The sequence below is a fragment of the Stenotrophomonas sp. YJH_SMC_64 genome, assembly GCF_059371375.1.
This window is the reverse complement of sequence record NZ_JCAFUN010000002.1, coordinates 12,759-26,135: the sequence shown is the minus strand read 5'-3', so window position 1 is coordinate 26,135 and position 13,377 is coordinate 12,759. Positions and strand designations below refer to the sequence as shown.

The following is a 13,377-nucleotide window of genomic DNA, read 5'->3' as shown; positions in this document are numbered from 1 at the left end:
TCTGATGGGGGCTCATATCGAAGGAGCCCCCACATGGCCGACACCCGTGCCGAACACATCGCCCAGCTGGCCGAACTGATCAAGGACGTGGAGGTGGCGATGTTCACCACCACCGGCGTCGATGGCCGCCTCTACAGCCGGCCGTTGGCCACCCAGCAGGTCGCCTTCGACGGTGACCTGTGGTTCGTGATCACCGGCGACAGCCCCAAGGTGGCCGAGATCGCGCTCGACCCGCGGGTCAACGTGGCGTATGCCTCGCCCTCGAAGAACACCTATGTGTCGGTGGCGGGGCGGGCACGCGTGGTCGATGATCGCGCGAAGATCGAGGAGCTGTGGTCACCGGCGATGAAGCTGTTCTTCCCCGGTGGCAAGGATGACCCCAACCTTCGCCTGATCCATGTGCGCGCCGACAGTGCCGAGTACTGGGACGGTCCGGGCACGCTGCTGGGCAAGGCGTTGACGTTCGTGCTGTCGGCGGTGCAGGACGAACCGGCGGCGCTGGCCGACAACGGTTTCATTGATCTTCGGTGATGACCGATGTCCGGTATTGGTAGTGCCGGCCGCTGGCCGGCAAACCTGGAAACGTGGCAGCCGGCCAGCGGCCGGCTCTACCGGATTCCGGATCAGAACCAGCGCTGGAACAGCTCCACCGTATAACCCACCAGCTGCCCCGAACTGAAACCGAAGAACGCGATCGCTGCCACGGCGGCGATCCAGTTGAACAGCATCAGCGCGCCATCGCGTTCCAGCAGCGCCAGCGAGAACAGCAGCAGCTGGAAGCCGAACAGGAAATTGGTGAAGGGAATCGGCAACGACAGCAGCAGGCCCAGCAACACCAGCAGCAGGCCACTGAAGGCGTGGGCGGGCAGCGGTGTCAGCAGTTGCGGCAGGCGGGGTTTCAGCATCTTGTCCAGGCGCCGCAGCGGGCGGTCGATGCGGTCCAGGAAACGATGCATGGTGCCGCGCTTCGGCCCGCGGCGGGCAATGAAGCCGGGCAGCCAGGGCCGGCGCAGGCAGAACAGCATCTGCAGGCCGATCAGGACCACCAGTGGGCCGCTGACCGCGCCGCCCATGCCCGGGATCGGGATGAACGACGGCAGGATCGCCACGAACAGGAACACGCCGAACGCGCTCTGCTGCAGGTTGCCGAGGATCTGGCCCAGCGGCATGTGCTCGGCGGGATCGCCAGAGGCGAACATCTCCAGCAGGGTACGGATGCCCTCGTTACGGTAGGCCGGGCGCTCGTCGCCCGGACCCTTGCCGGGCTCAGGCGGTGAGCTCATCGGCCTGCTCGTCGGACAACGTGCGCAGCAGCAGCTTGTCCACGCGCGCACCATCCAGGTCAACCACTTCGAAGCGCCAGCCCGCCCAGTCGAAGTACTCGCCTGCGTGCGGAATGCGGCCGAAGTAATGGATGCACATGCCGGCCAGCGTGTAGTAGTCGCCGTCCTCGGCGTCGGGCAGGTCGTTGCTGCCGATCAGTTCGCGCACGTCTTCGATCGGCAGCGAGCCGTCCACCAGCAGCGAGCCGTCTTCGCGGGTCACCACCAGCGCGTCCTCGTCGGCGTTCTCCACCGCCTGCAGGCGGCCGACCACCGCGCCCATCAGGTCGCTGATGGTCACCAGGCCCTGGATCTCGCCGTACTCGTCCACCACCAGCGCCATCGACTGCTGTTCCTCGCGGAAGATCTCCAACAGCTTCATCGCGTGGGTCGATTCGGAAACGTACAGCGGCTCGCGCAGGGTCTGGAACAGCGCGTTGTCACCGCGCGCCATGCGCGTGGCCAGCGACTTCAGTTCCAGGATGCCGACCACGTCCATGTCGTTGTCGCGCAGCACCGGGTACCGCGAGAACTCGTGCTCGGCCATGATTTCGAGGTTGCGCTCCAGCCCGGCCTGGGTGTCGAGCCAGGCGATGCGGTTGCGCGGGGTCATCAGGCTGTCGGCGGTGCGGTCGCCCAGGCGCATTACACGGTTCATCATGTCGCGCTCGTGGGTGTCGATCACGCCGGCCTCGTGGCTCTCGGCCACCAGCATGCGGATCTCTTCTTCGGTCACCTGGGCAGCCTCGTCCTGGCCCAGGCCCATCACCTTCAGCATCAGCTGGGTGGTCTTGGACAGCAGCCAGACGAAGGGCAGGGCCAGCTTGGCCAGCCAGCTCATCGGCATGGCCACCAGGCCGGCGATGGCCTCGGACCGGGTCAGGGCCAGGCGCTTGGGCACCAGCTCGCCGAAGATCAGGGTGATGAAGGTGATCAGGCTGACGGCCAGCACCGTGCCGATCTTGCCGGCATAGGCAAAGCCGGGCATCAGCCCCTCGATCCAGCCGCCGAAGGCTTCGCCCAGTGCCTCACCGCCCAGATAGCCGGTCAGGACGCCGATGACGGTAATGCCGATCTGGACGGTAGACAGGAAGCTTTCAGGCTTCTCGGAGAGCTCCAGCGCCTTGGCTGCGCGCTTGGAGGTGGCCGCCATCTGCTTCAGGCGGCTCTTGCGCGAGGTCATGACCGACATCTCGGACATGGCAAAGAAGCCGTTCAGAAGAACAAGCGCGAAAACAATCAGGATCATTTCAAACACGGGCGTCGTCCCCGGTTGGTGGCAGGGAGGGCGGGTGCTTGCAGTGGCGGCAGGCGCTCAGGAACGGGGTCCGGCGCGGCGCAGGGGGGTAAGGGTCGTCGTCCATAAGGTGCGCCCGGGGGCGCGCTGGCATCTTAGCAAAGGCCCATGGCAGGGTGGCAACTACCTGTTCAGGTTGGGGGTTTCCACCCCCTCTTGGGGGGCGGGGATACCCGGAATGGTCATCTAGCCGTCATAATTCGTCCTGGTGCCGTCCTTCCCGCGACGGCTGACAGGTTTCTCAATGTTCTCTCTGCAGACCATTTTCGGTTCCGGCAAACAGTTCTACACCCTGCTTGATGAGGCCGCCGTCGCGGCCAACGACGCCGCCAAGGCACTGCATTCGATGCTGCGCGAGGCCGACCGCCAGCCGGCGCTGGACGCCTTCAAGCTGGCCCGCCTGCGCGAGCGCGCGGCCTCGGACAAGATCAGCCAGGCGCTGGTGGACAGCTTCATGACCCCGATCGAGCGCGAAGACATCGAAGCGCTGGGCTCGGCCCTGTACAAGATCCCCAAGCAGATCGAGAAGTTCGCCGATCGCTATTCGCTGGCCACGACCCACCTGGAGCACATCGACTTCGCGCCGCGCGCGGCGATGCTGGAACAGGCCGCCGGCGTGGTGGTGGAGATGGTGGCCGACCTGCGCCACATGAACCTGGACCGGATGACCGCGCTGAACGAGAAGCTGCGTTCGCTGGAGAACGAGGCCGACCGCCTGATGCTCGAGCTGTACCGCGACATCTACTCGGGCCGCCTGGACAACCTGCAGATGTTCCTGCTGAAGGAATTCTTCGAGATCCTGGAAAAGGCCATCGACCGCTGCCGCGAGGCCGGCGTGGTGGCGTACCAGATCGTGTTGAAGAACAGCTGACGGACGCCGCCGCATGTTGACCCTTGTCCTGGTGGTGATCCTGGCCGCACTCGTCTTCGAGTTCATCAACGGCTTCCACGACACCGCCAATTCCATTGCCACCGTGGTCGCGACCAAGGTGCTCTCGCCCGGCTGGGCGGTGATGCTGGCCGCCTTCATGAACCTCATCGGTGCGCTGACCGGCACCGCGGTGGCGCTGACCATCGCTTCGGGCCTGCTCAACACCAACGTGGTCGAGGTCACCCCGCAGGTGATCCTGTGCGCGCTGCTGGGCGGCATCATCTGGAACCTGATCACCTGGTGGAAGGGCCTGCCGTCCTCGTCCTCGCATGCGCTGATCGGTGGCCTCTGCGGCGCCGGCCTGGCGGCCGCCCACAACAACTGGGACGCGCTGATCTGGTCCGAGCGCCTGGGCAGCTGGGCGCAGAACAAGGGCCTGCTGTGGAAGGTGTTCGTGCCGATGATCACCTCGCCGATCGCCGGTTTCCTGCTCGGCATCGTGGTGATGGTGCTGCTGTGGGGCCTGATCGCCGGCCTGGCCAGGATCGGTGGCGCCATCGGTCGCCTGGCCCGCCCGCGCATCGTCAATGCCTTCTTCGGCAAGGCCCAGATCGCCTCGGCGGCCTACATGGGCTTCGCCCACGGCCACAATGATGCGCAGAAGACCATGGGCATCATCGCCATGACCCTGATCGGTGCCGAGGCCACCGGCGCACTGGATGACCTGCCGTCCTGGCTGGCCTTCATGCACCCGGACGCCCACGCCGGTGACGGCATCGCGATGTGGATCGTGCTGACCTGTGCGGTTGTGATGGCCGCCGGTACCGCTTCGGGCGGCTGGAAGATCATCAAGACCCTGGGCCACAAGATGGTCAAGCTGCACCCGATCCACGGCTTCGCCGCGGAGACCAGCTCGGCCACCATCCTGACCCTGGCCGCCCACTTCGGCATGCCGGTCTCGACCACGCACAGCATCTCCACCGCGATCATGGGCGTCGGCTTCGCCAAGAACCCGCGCTCGCTGAAGTTCGGCGTGATCGAACGCATCGTCTGGGCCTGGATCCTGACCATCCCGGCAGCCGGCGGCTGTGCGTACCTGATCCTGAAGCTGTTCGAGCTGTTCGGCTGGACCTGATCGCCACGCCAAGGTTGCAAACGAAAAAGCCCGCCGGTATCCGGCGGGCTTTTTTCATGGGCAGAGAGTTCTTCCGGACACATCGTGTCGACCAAGGTCGACACCTACCAGAGCAGAAACAGGGATCCGATCCCGTGCCGACCAACGGTCGGCACCCACCAACAGCAGCAGGAACCTGTCAGCGGCGGGGTGGCGTGGGGTTGCAGGACCGTTGGCGCCATGGATGGCGCCATCGAGCCCCCAGGGACGGGTTTACGGCGTGTCCTGCAACCCCACCCCACCTCGCCAGCCCACGGAAACCCTGCTTTTGCCGTCGCCGTTGCCGTTGCCGTCGATCCGGCGGGTGCCGGGCCGCAGGCCCGGCCGAACCCCTCAATTACGCTGGAACAGCGCCTGCACATCCTTGCGGAACGCCGCCTGGCTGTCCGTCCGGCTGTAGAACATGTGCCCGCCCGGATAGCTCCGCACCTGCACCCGGTCCGGGTTGCTGCCCATCGCCGGCATCTGGTCCACCGTCAGGATCGAGCCCATGAACGGGCACGACAGGTCGTTCCAGCCATGCACGATCAGCACCTGCAGATGCGGATCGATCGCCACCGCCTGGCGCAGCTGGGTCACCGCACCCTGGCGCAGCTCGCCGTTGCGGTCCCACAAACGATTCACGTCGTAGTTCAGCGCCTGGTAGCGTGCATCCACCTTCCAGCCGACCACGCGCGTCACGAAGTCGACCATCGCCGTGGTGGTCGGCGCAATGATGCTGTCCAGCAGCGGATCATTGGCGCGCTGCTCCGGGTCATTCGGGAATGGATCGAACGCGGTCACATTGGAGTCGTAGCGGCTGCCCAGCGTGCCCTTGTCGCGGAATACTTCGCGCAGGTAGGCCTGGGTTTCAAGACGGCCACCGGCACGGCGCACGAACTGCGGGTCAAGCCCGGTCAGCTCGGTCACCCGGCGCAGCATCGCCTCGGTCGCCTGCGGATCGCTGCGGCCCTTCATCAACGCGGTGGCGTAATCGCCACGGGTGTACTCCACCACCTCGCGCATTGCCGCGTCGGTGAGCCTGCCCTGGCGCTCCAGGTGCGCCGCGGCGATCGACGGCAGCGTCTGCATCCATGCCATCGGCGAGACGTCGGCGTTGTCTTCCAGCGTCGGGCTCAGGTACGGCGAGACCAGCACCAAACCGTTCATCGCCACGCCCAGCCGGGTCTGCAGGAAATGGGTGATGCGCGGGCCGCGATAGCCGCCGTAGCTCTCGCCGGTCAGGTACTTGCGTGACGCCATGCGCTGGTTGCGCAGCAGCCAGTCGTAGATCGAGCGCGACAGGTACTCGATGTCGGCGCCGGGGTTGTACAGCTGCTTCTTCGCCTCGTCATCGCCGATGCGCGCGCGGCTGAAACCGGTGCCGACCGGATCGATGAATACCAGGTCGGTGAAATCCAGCCAGGTGCCCGGGTTGTCATGCAGGGTGGCGGGCGCCGAGGCGCTGTCGCCTTCCGAGCCGAAGGTGACCACCTTGGGCCCGATCGCGCCCATGTTGAGGTACACCGACGAGGCACCGGGCCCGCCATTGAGCGCGAACGTCACCGGCCGGTCCTTGCCCGGCATCGTGTACGCAGTGAACACCACATCGGCGATGACCTTGCCCTTCTCATCGCGCACCGGCAGGGTGCCGACGGTGGCGGTGTAGTCCAGGGTGCGGCCGGCCAGGCGCATGCTCTGGCGCGCCGACGCATCGGCGGGCAGCGCAGGCGCGTCGGTCCTGTCGTCTTTCGAATCGAGCTTGGTGTCAGCGGCGGGCGCGGCCAGCACGCTGGTGGGGGCGATGAGCAGGCCGACGCAGAGCGCGGCAGTGTGCAGCAGGGACTTCATGGCACCGGATCGGCAGCGGAAGGGGGTTCCGATGCTAGGCCGGTGGAGCACCACGCCGTATGTGTCCAAAGGCATGGCCACGTTCTGCAGCGGCTTGCGGCCAGATTGGATCAAACGGGCAGGGCGGCTGCCGCTTCGTCGTTGGCCAGCAGGCCATAGACGGCCGAGTCCGAAAGCTCGCCCTGAATGCGCCAGCGCTGGCGTAGCACCCCCTCGCGGTGGAAGCCGAGGCGGTCAAGCACATGTGCCGAGGGTACGTTGCGTGGATCGATCTCGGCTTCGATGCGGTGCAGGTGCAGGGTGTGGAACAGATAGCCCAGCATCTGCTGCAGGGCCTCATGCATGTAGCCCTGGCCCTGGCGGTCGGGCGCCAGCAGATAGCCGATCTCGGCCCGCATAGCCTCACGATCAATGGCGAATGCGACGCAGACGCCCAGCAGTGGGCCGTTGGGTGATTCGCGCAGGGCCAGCTTCAACTGGGTGCCGATCGCGTGCGCGGCAAGGTCGTCGTCGATCTGTTCGCGGGCTTCGGCCGGTCGTGTCCAGGCCGGATGGTTCCACCAGCGCATCACGTCCGGATTGGATTGCAGCGCGAACAGCGCGGCCGCGTCGTCACGGCGGATCGGGCTCAGCACCAACCGCGCGCTGTGCAGCGGCAGGGCGGGGAACAGCAGCGAGTGGCTGGCCAATACGATGGTCCACACGGGTGGACGCGCATTATGCCGCCGCCGGGTTTGCCGATGGCGGCGTAATGCCAAGGGCGCATGAGCCGGTGGTGCCGGGCGCTGGCCGGCAGTCGAGGTTGCCGGCCAGCGGCCGGCACTACCGGGCAGCGGGTCAGAGCCCTTTGCCAGGCAAAGGGATCCGACCCCGTGCCAGGATCAGACCTCCAGCGAGGCCAGATCGCCCTTCGACTCCAGCCAGCCCTTGCGGTCGGAGGCGCGCTTCTTGGCCAGCAGCATGTCCATCAGCGAGCTCGTCTGCTCGCGATCGTCCACGGTCAGCTGCACCAGGCGGCGCGTATCCGGGTGGATGGTGGATTCACGCAGCTGCGGCGGGTTCATCTCGCCCAGGCCCTTGAAGCGGGTCACGTTGATGGCGCCCTTGATCTTCTCGCGTTCGATCTTGTCCAGCATCGAGCGCTTTTCTTCCTCGTCCAGGGCGTAGAACACCTGCTTGCCCACGTCGATGCGGAACAGCGGCGGCATCGCCACGAACACGTGGCCGGCATCGACCAGCGCCGGGAAGTGCTTCAGGAACAGTGCGGTCAGCAGGGTTGCGATGTGCAGGCCGTCGGAGTCCGCGTCGGCCAGGATGATGACCTTGCCGTAACGCAGGCCGCTGATGTCGTCCTTGCCGGGGTCGCAGCCGATGGCGATGGCCAGGTTGTGTACTTCCTCCGAGGCCAGCACGCTGTTGGATGAGACTTCCCAGGTGTTCAGGATCTTGCCGCGCAACGGCATGATGGCCTGGAAGTCCTTGTCGCGGGCCTGCTTGGCGCTGCCCCCTGCCGAGTCGCCTTCCACCAGGAACAGCTCGGTACGCGACAGGTCCTGGCTGATGCAGTCGGCCAGCTTGCCGGGCAGGGCCGGGCCCTGGGTGACCTTCTTGCGGACGACCAGCTTCTCGGTCTTCAGGCGTGCGCTGGCGCGCTCGATGGCGATCTGCGCGATTTTCTCGCCCAGCTCGACGTTCTGGTTCAACAGCAGGCTGAAGGCATCGTGGGCGGCGCCTTCAACGAAGCCGGCGGCCTGGCGCGAGGACAGGCGTTCCTTGGTCTGGCCACTGAACTGCGGGTCGGTCATCTTCAGCGACAGCACGAACGACACGCGGTCCCATACGTCTTCCGGGGCCAGCTTGACGCCGCGCGGCAGCAGGTTGCGGAAGTCGCAGAACTCGCGCAGCGCCTCGGTCAGGCCGGTGCGCAGGCCGTTGACGTGGGTGCCGTGCTGGGCGGTGGGAATCAGGTTGACGTAGCTTTCCTGCACCAGCTCGCCTTCCGGCAGCCAGGCCACGGCCCAGTCCACCACCTCGGTGTCCTTCTTCAGGTTGCCGACGAACAGGTCGGCCGGCAGCGATTCGCGTTCGCCCAGTTCCAGCTTCAGGTAATCGCGCAGGCCGTCTTCGTAGTACCAGGTGTCGACTTCACCGGTGGCCTCATCGGTCAGCTTGACCGTCAGGCCCGGGCACAGCACGGCCTTGGCGCGCAGCAGGTGCTTCAGCGCGCGCACCGCGAACTTGGGCGTGTCGAAGTATTTCGGGTCCGGCCAGAAGCGCACGCGGGTGCCGGTGTTCTTCTTGCCGACGCTGCCGACCACTTCCAGCGGCGTGGCGCGGTCGCCGTTGCGGAAGGTGATGCGGTGCTCGGCACCTTCGCGCTTGATGTGCACTTCCACCAGGGTCGACAGCGCATTGACCACGCTGACGCCGACGCCGTGCAGACCGCCGGAGAAGGTGTAGTTGTTGTTGCTGAACTTGCCGCCCGCATGCAGGCGGGTGAGGATCAGCTCGACACCCGGGATCTTCTCTTCCGGGTGGATGTCCACCGGCATGCCGCGGCCGTCATCGCTGACCTCCACGCTGCCGTCCTTGTACAGGGTGATCTCGATCGAGCGGGCGTGGCCGGCGAGGGCCTCGTCCACCGAGTTGTCGATCACTTCCTGCGCCAGGTGGTTCGGGCGCGCGGTGTCGGTATACATGCCGGGACGGCGCTTGACCGGGTCAAGGCCGGACAGGACTTCAATATCGGCGGCGTTATAGCGGGCGTTCATCTGTCTTCGAAAGCTTGGAGCGACGGGCAAGTGTGGGGTCTGGCACGGGATTTTGCACGCCTGCGGTTCAGTCTCGGCGACGCAGAGGGGGTAAAATGGCAGCCGCTGGAATCTGAATGCCGGCGACCCCCGTTGGGTCGAAACATCCAAGCCATACCGCGAGGAGGACCTCATGAAGAAGTTGCTGACCATTGCGATCCTGGCCGCTGCCGCCGTTGCAGTGCCGCTGGTGGTGGCGCAGAACGCCGGCCAGCCGGCCCCGCAGCAGGGTGGCCAGGCCGACAAGGCGCAGGCCGAAGCCGATGCCAAGGCCAAGCGCCGCGCCCAGGCCAATGCCGAAATGAAGGCGCAGGGCCAGCCGGCCCCGCAGCAGGAAGAGGAAGAAGAGGCGCGGAAGAAGAAGTAATTCTTCCGCCCTCCGAAGCCCTTGCCGCAAGGGATTCGCCCCCCGACGCCCCGCCCAGCGGGGCGTTTCTTTTGGGTGATGGCCGCAACTGCCCCTTGGGTTGGCGGCCATCAATCTGTAAACTATGGCTTTCCGGGAGTAAGTGCGTGTCCACCCTTTGCGAATGGGCTGGCACGGCCATGCGTGGTCGCCAGCAATGCGGGTCGCAGGTGACGGTCGATTTGACCGGCACGGCCGCCCCGACCTCGCAGGGTGGTCCCCGTCCGGCGCCTGCCGCCGCACGGCCCAGCACCTCCCTCGCTGCCCCAGCGAACCGGAAAACCCCCTTCAAGCTCCATGCCCGCCCTCCGGGTGCGCGTGGTGCTGCCGTTTTCCATTTCCAGACAGGATGCTTGCAGCCATGACTCCCTTGATTTTCGTAACCGGCGGCGTGGTGTCCTCGCTCGGCAAAGGCATTGCCGCTGCGTCACTGGCCGCCATTCTCGAAGCCCGTGGCCTGAAGGTCACGATGATGAAGCTCGACCCGTACATCAACGTCGACCCGGGCACCATGAGCCCGTTCCAGCACGGTGAGGTCTACGTCACCGACGACGGCGCCGAGACCGACCTCGACCTGGGCCACTACGAGCGCTTCGTGCGCACCCGCCTGAGCCGCAAGAACTCGGTCACCACCGGCCGCATCTACGAGAACGTGATCCGCAAGGAGCGCCGTGGCGACTATCTGGGCGCGACCGTGCAGGTCATCCCGCACATCACCGACGAGATCCGCCGCTGCATCGATGAAGCCACCGAAGGTTACGACGTGGCGCTGGTCGAGATCGGCGGTACTGTCGGCGACATCGAGTCGCTGCCGTTCCTGGAAGCGATCCGCCAGGTGCGCACCGAGCGTGGCCCGGAGAAGGCGCTGTTCATGCACCTTACCCTGGTGCCGTACATCGGCGCCGCCGGCGAGCTGAAGACCAAGCCGACCCAGCATTCGGTGAAGGAGCTGCGCTCGATCGGCATCCAGCCGGACGTGCTGCTGTGCCGCTCCGAGCAGGCGGTGCCGGATTCGGAGCGCCGCAAGATCGCCCAGTTCACCAACGTCTCCGAGCGCGCGGTGATCAGCGTGCCGGACGTGGACGTGCTGTACCGCATTCCGTCGGGCCTGCACGCGCAGGGCCTGGACGAGATCGTGGTCAACCAGCTGAAGCTGGCCGACAAGGCCGGCCCGGTCGACCTGTCGATGTGGGAAGACGCGGTCGACGCGACCCTGCATCCGCTGGACGAAGTGACCATCGCCGTGGTTGGCAAGTACGTCGATCACCAGGATGCCTACAAGTCGGTCGGCGAAGCCCTCAAGCACGGTGGCCTGCGCCAGCGCACCAAGGTCAACCTGAAGTGGCTGGAAGCACAGGACCTGGAAGGCACCGACATGGCCGCACTGGCCGATGTCGACGGCATCCTGGTGCCGGGTGGTTTCGGTGACCGTGGTTTCGAAGGCAAGGTGCTGACCTCGAAGTTCGCCCGCGAGCAGCAGGTGCCGTACTTCGGCATCTGCTACGGCATGCAGGCGGCCGTGGTCGACTACGCGCGCAACGTGGTCGGCCTGGAAGGTGCCAACAGCACCGAGAACGACCGCCAGTCGCCGAACCCGGTGATCGGCCTGATCACCGAATGGCGCACCGCGACCGGTGACGTGGAAAAGCGCGACGACAAGAGCGACCTCGGCGGCACCATGCGCCTGGGCCTGCAGGAACAGCGCCTGAAGCCGGGCACGCTGGCCCGCGAGCTGTATGGCAAGGACGTCGTCGCCGAGCGTCACCGCCACCGTTACGAGTTCAACAACCGTTACCGCACCCAGCTGGAAGATGCCGGCCTGGTGATCGCCGGCAAGTCGATGGACGACACCCTGGTGGAAGTGGTCGAACTGCCGCGCGACGCGCACCCGTGGTTCCTGGCCTGCCAGGCGCACCCGGAATTCCTGTCCACGCCGCGTGACGGCCATCCGCTGTTCATCGGTTTCATCCGCGCCGCACGCGAGCGCAAGGCCGGCGGCAAGCTGCTTTCCGAAGCGCGCGCCTGACTTGTGAATGGGGGCTTCGGCCCCCATCCTGCATGCTTCAACCCCCAGCGCACCGGCCCGGCCGGTGCTGCGGACAACAAGGAAACGCCATGAAACTGTGTGGATTCGAGGTCGGGCTGGACCAGCCCCTGTTCCTGATCGCCGGCCCCTGCGTGATCGAGTCGATGCAGCTGCAGCTCGATACCGCCGGCAAGTTGAAGGAAGTCACCGACAAGCTCGGCGTCAACTTCATCTTCAAGTCCAGCTTCGACAAGGCCAACCGTACTTCGGGCACCGCGTTCCGTGGCCCGGGCATGGAAGAGGGCCTGAAGGTCCTGGCCGAGGTCAGGAAGCAGATCGGCGTGCCGGTGCTTACCGACGTCCACGAATACACCCCGATGGACGAAGTGGCCTCGGTGGTGGACGTGCTGCAGACCCCGGCGTTCCTGGTCCGCCAGACCGACTTCATCCGCAAGGTGTGCTCGGCCGGCAAGCCGGTCAACATCAAGAAGGGCCAGTTCCTGGCGCCGTGGGACATGAAGCCGGTCGTGGAGAAGGCCAAGGCCACCGGCAACGAGCAGATCATGGTCTGCGAACGTGGTGCCAGCTTCGGCTACAACAACCTGGTCAGCGACATGCGTTCGCTGGCGGTGATGCGCGACACCGGTTGCCCGGTGGTGTTCGACGCCACCCATTCGGTGCAGCTGCCGGGCGGGCAGGGCACCAGTTCCGGTGGCCAGCGTGAGCACGTGCCGGTGCTGGCGCGTGCCGCCGTGGCGGTGGGCATCTCCGGCCTGTTCGCCGAGACCCATCCGGATCCGTCCAAGGCGCTGTCCGATGGCCCCAATGCGTGGCCGCTGGACCAGATGGAAGCACTGCTTGAAACCTTGATGGAACTCGACGCAGTGACCAAGAAGCACGGCTTCTCGCGCTTCGCGTGAGTCGTGACCCGTGGCTGGCGCTGGAAACCCAGCGCCGCCGCCGGCACTGGAAACAGTGGCCATGGGGCCTGATTGCACTGGGCCTGGCCGTGCTGTTCACTGTGGGCATGTTCGGGCTGGTGCTGATCGGTGCCGCGTCCGTGCGGCCGCCGGGTGATGGCAGCAGCGCACTCGATCTGCGGGCGTACTTCATTGCGCTGCTGGTGGCAGAGCTGCTCGGTGCAGTGGGATGCGTCGCTGCTGCTGTGCAGGCCTGGAGGCTGAATCGCGGCAAGGTGGCCGCTCGCCTGGCGATCATCCTGCTCTCGCTATGGCTCGGCGCCCTGTTCTACGGAGTGCTTTGATGAATGCGACCACATCGGCGCGAGGCTGGCCCTGGGGCCTGATCGCCCTGGGGCTGTCCGTGTTGACCTGGATCGCCCTGGTGGTGGGCGTACTGGCCTTCACCGCCGGTTTCCGGCCGCCGGGGGACGGGAACAACGGCGTGCAGGCCACGCAGTGGTGGTTGCTGGGCGCACTGGTCACGATGGTGCTGTCCTTCCTGGGCAGCCCGGTGGCGATGGTGCTGGCCTGGCGACGGCGGCGTGGCCCCATCCTGGCGGCGCTTGCTGGTGCATTGCTGGTGATGCTGGTGTCGATGGTCCTGATCGTGATCGGGTCCAGCTGGGGCTGAAGCCGCCCACGCCATTTGGCAAGTGGCGGGCAGCCGGGGATAATCACG

13 protein-coding genes are annotated in these 13,377 nt (G+C 66.1%); 8 read left to right on the top strand and 5 right to left on the bottom strand.

Features of this window, described 5'->3' with window-relative positions; all coding sequences use genetic code 11:
* Positions 1–33 precede the first annotated feature (33 nt).
* The gene (locus AC5P9L_RS01745; protein ID WP_005412916.1) at positions 34–531 is read left to right on the top strand and encodes a pyridoxamine 5'-phosphate oxidase family protein; all 498 of its coding nucleotides are present in this window, start codon (positions 34–36) and stop codon (positions 529–531) included.
* Positions 532–623: 92 nt separating this feature from the next.
* Here the strand turns inward: AC5P9L_RS01745 and AC5P9L_RS01740 are convergent, their stop codons facing one another.
* Together AC5P9L_RS01740 and AC5P9L_RS01735 are read right to left on the bottom strand one after the other, a co-directional pair.
* Positions 624–1,283, bottom strand: coding sequence for an exopolysaccharide biosynthesis protein (locus AC5P9L_RS01740; RefSeq protein WP_065183389.1), 660 nt, complete (start codon positions 1,281–1,283; stop codon positions 624–626).
* The gene (locus AC5P9L_RS01735) at positions 1,267–2,571 is read right to left on the bottom strand and encodes a hemolysin family protein (RefSeq protein ID WP_227415196.1); all 1,305 of its coding nucleotides are present in this window, start codon (positions 2,569–2,571) and stop codon (positions 1,267–1,269) included. Before AC5P9L_RS01735 ends, AC5P9L_RS01740 begins: the two co-directional genes overlap by 17 nt.
* A gap of 292 nt (positions 2,572–2,863) precedes the next feature.
* Here AC5P9L_RS01735 and AC5P9L_RS01730 point away from each other — a divergent pair, with 292 nt between their 5' ends.
* Together AC5P9L_RS01730 and AC5P9L_RS01725 are read left to right on the top strand one after the other, a co-directional pair.
* Positions 2,864–3,490, top strand: coding sequence for a DUF47 domain-containing protein (locus AC5P9L_RS01730; RefSeq protein WP_079221423.1), 627 nt, complete (start codon positions 2,864–2,866; stop codon positions 3,488–3,490).
* 13 nt (positions 3,491–3,503) lie between these two features.
* Positions 3,504–4,625, top strand: a complete 1,122-nt coding sequence (locus AC5P9L_RS01725) for an inorganic phosphate transporter (protein ID WP_005408993.1) — start codon at positions 3,504–3,506, stop codon at positions 4,623–4,625.
* A 372-nt stretch (positions 4,626–4,997) separates the two neighbouring features.
* On the opposite strand, the gene AC5P9L_RS01720 is transcribed toward AC5P9L_RS01725, so the two are convergent.
* From AC5P9L_RS01720 to parE, 3 genes are all read right to left on the bottom strand, one after another.
* Positions 4,998–6,494, bottom strand: coding sequence for a S10 family peptidase (locus AC5P9L_RS01720; protein ID WP_227415197.1), 1,497 nt, complete (start codon positions 6,492–6,494; stop codon positions 4,998–5,000).
* Between the two features lie 110 nt (positions 6,495–6,604).
* Entirely contained in the window at positions 6,605–7,183 is a 579-nt protein-coding gene (locus AC5P9L_RS01715) for a GNAT family N-acetyltransferase (RefSeq protein ID WP_024956351.1), read from the bottom strand.
* Positions 7,184–7,375: 192 nt separating this feature from the next.
* Entirely contained in the window at positions 7,376–9,265 is a 1,890-nt protein-coding gene (parE, locus tag AC5P9L_RS01710) for a DNA topoisomerase IV subunit B (protein WP_005408996.1), read from the bottom strand.
* Between the two features lie 172 nt (positions 9,266–9,437).
* On the opposite strand from parE, the gene AC5P9L_RS01705 reads away from it, so the two are divergent.
* The 5 genes from AC5P9L_RS01705 to AC5P9L_RS01685 all read left to right on the top strand — a co-directional run bounded on the left by AC5P9L_RS01705 (position 9,438) and on the right by AC5P9L_RS01685 (position 13,329).
* Positions 9,438–9,671 carry a hypothetical protein gene (locus tag AC5P9L_RS01705; RefSeq protein ID WP_005408997.1) on the top strand — a complete coding sequence of 78 codons (234 nt, stop codon included), beginning with the start codon at positions 9,438–9,440 and terminating at the stop codon, positions 9,669–9,671.
* 400 nt (positions 9,672–10,071) lie between these two features.
* On the top strand, positions 10,072–11,736 hold the full coding sequence (gene pyrG, locus AC5P9L_RS01700; RefSeq protein ID WP_005408998.1) for a CTP synthase: 1,665 nt from the start codon (positions 10,072–10,074) through the stop codon (positions 11,734–11,736).
* A gap of 89 nt (positions 11,737–11,825) precedes the next feature.
* The gene (kdsA, locus tag AC5P9L_RS01695) at positions 11,826–12,656 is read left to right on the top strand and encodes a 3-deoxy-8-phosphooctulonate synthase (RefSeq protein ID WP_005408999.1); all 831 of its coding nucleotides are present in this window, start codon (positions 11,826–11,828) and stop codon (positions 12,654–12,656) included.
* Positions 12,653–13,000, top strand: a complete 348-nt coding sequence (locus tag AC5P9L_RS01690; RefSeq protein WP_065183391.1) for a hypothetical protein — start codon at positions 12,653–12,655, stop codon at positions 12,998–13,000. Before kdsA ends, AC5P9L_RS01690 begins: the two co-directional genes overlap by 4 nt.
* Positions 13,000–13,329 carry a hypothetical protein gene (locus AC5P9L_RS01685; protein ID WP_005409001.1) on the top strand — a complete coding sequence of 110 codons (330 nt, stop codon included), beginning with the start codon at positions 13,000–13,002 and terminating at the stop codon, positions 13,327–13,329. The genes AC5P9L_RS01690 and AC5P9L_RS01685 overlap by 1 nt, the downstream gene beginning before the upstream one ends.
* Positions 13,330–13,377 lie beyond the last annotated feature (48 nt).

Coding starts and splice junctions, on each gene's coding strand:
- AC5P9L_RS01745 (WP_005412916.1), top strand. CDS start 34: ATGGCCGACACCCGTGCCGAACACATCGCCCAGCTGGCCGAACTGATC.
- AC5P9L_RS01740 (WP_065183389.1), bottom strand. CDS start 1,283: ATGAGCTCACCGCCTGAGCCCGGCAAGGGTCCGGGCGACGAGCGCCCG.
- AC5P9L_RS01735 (WP_227415196.1), bottom strand. CDS start 2,571: ATGATCCTGATTGTTTTCGCGCTTGTTCTTCTGAACGGCTTCTTTGCC.
- AC5P9L_RS01730 (WP_079221423.1), top strand. CDS start 2,864: ATGTTCTCTCTGCAGACCATTTTCGGTTCCGGCAAACAGTTCTACACC.
- AC5P9L_RS01725 (WP_005408993.1), top strand. CDS start 3,504: ATGTTGACCCTTGTCCTGGTGGTGATCCTGGCCGCACTCGTCTTCGAG.
- AC5P9L_RS01720 (WP_227415197.1), bottom strand. CDS start 6,494: ATGAAGTCCCTGCTGCACACTGCCGCGCTCTGCGTCGGCCTGCTCATC.
- parE (WP_005408996.1), bottom strand. CDS start 9,265: ATGAACGCCCGCTATAACGCCGCCGATATTGAAGTCCTGTCCGGCCTT.
- AC5P9L_RS01705 (WP_005408997.1), top strand. CDS start 9,438: ATGAAGAAGTTGCTGACCATTGCGATCCTGGCCGCTGCCGCCGTTGCA.
- pyrG (WP_005408998.1), top strand. CDS start 10,072: ATGACTCCCTTGATTTTCGTAACCGGCGGCGTGGTGTCCTCGCTCGGC.
- kdsA (WP_005408999.1), top strand. CDS start 11,826: ATGAAACTGTGTGGATTCGAGGTCGGGCTGGACCAGCCCCTGTTCCTG.
- AC5P9L_RS01685 (WP_005409001.1), top strand. CDS start 13,000: ATGAATGCGACCACATCGGCGCGAGGCTGGCCCTGGGGCCTGATCGCC.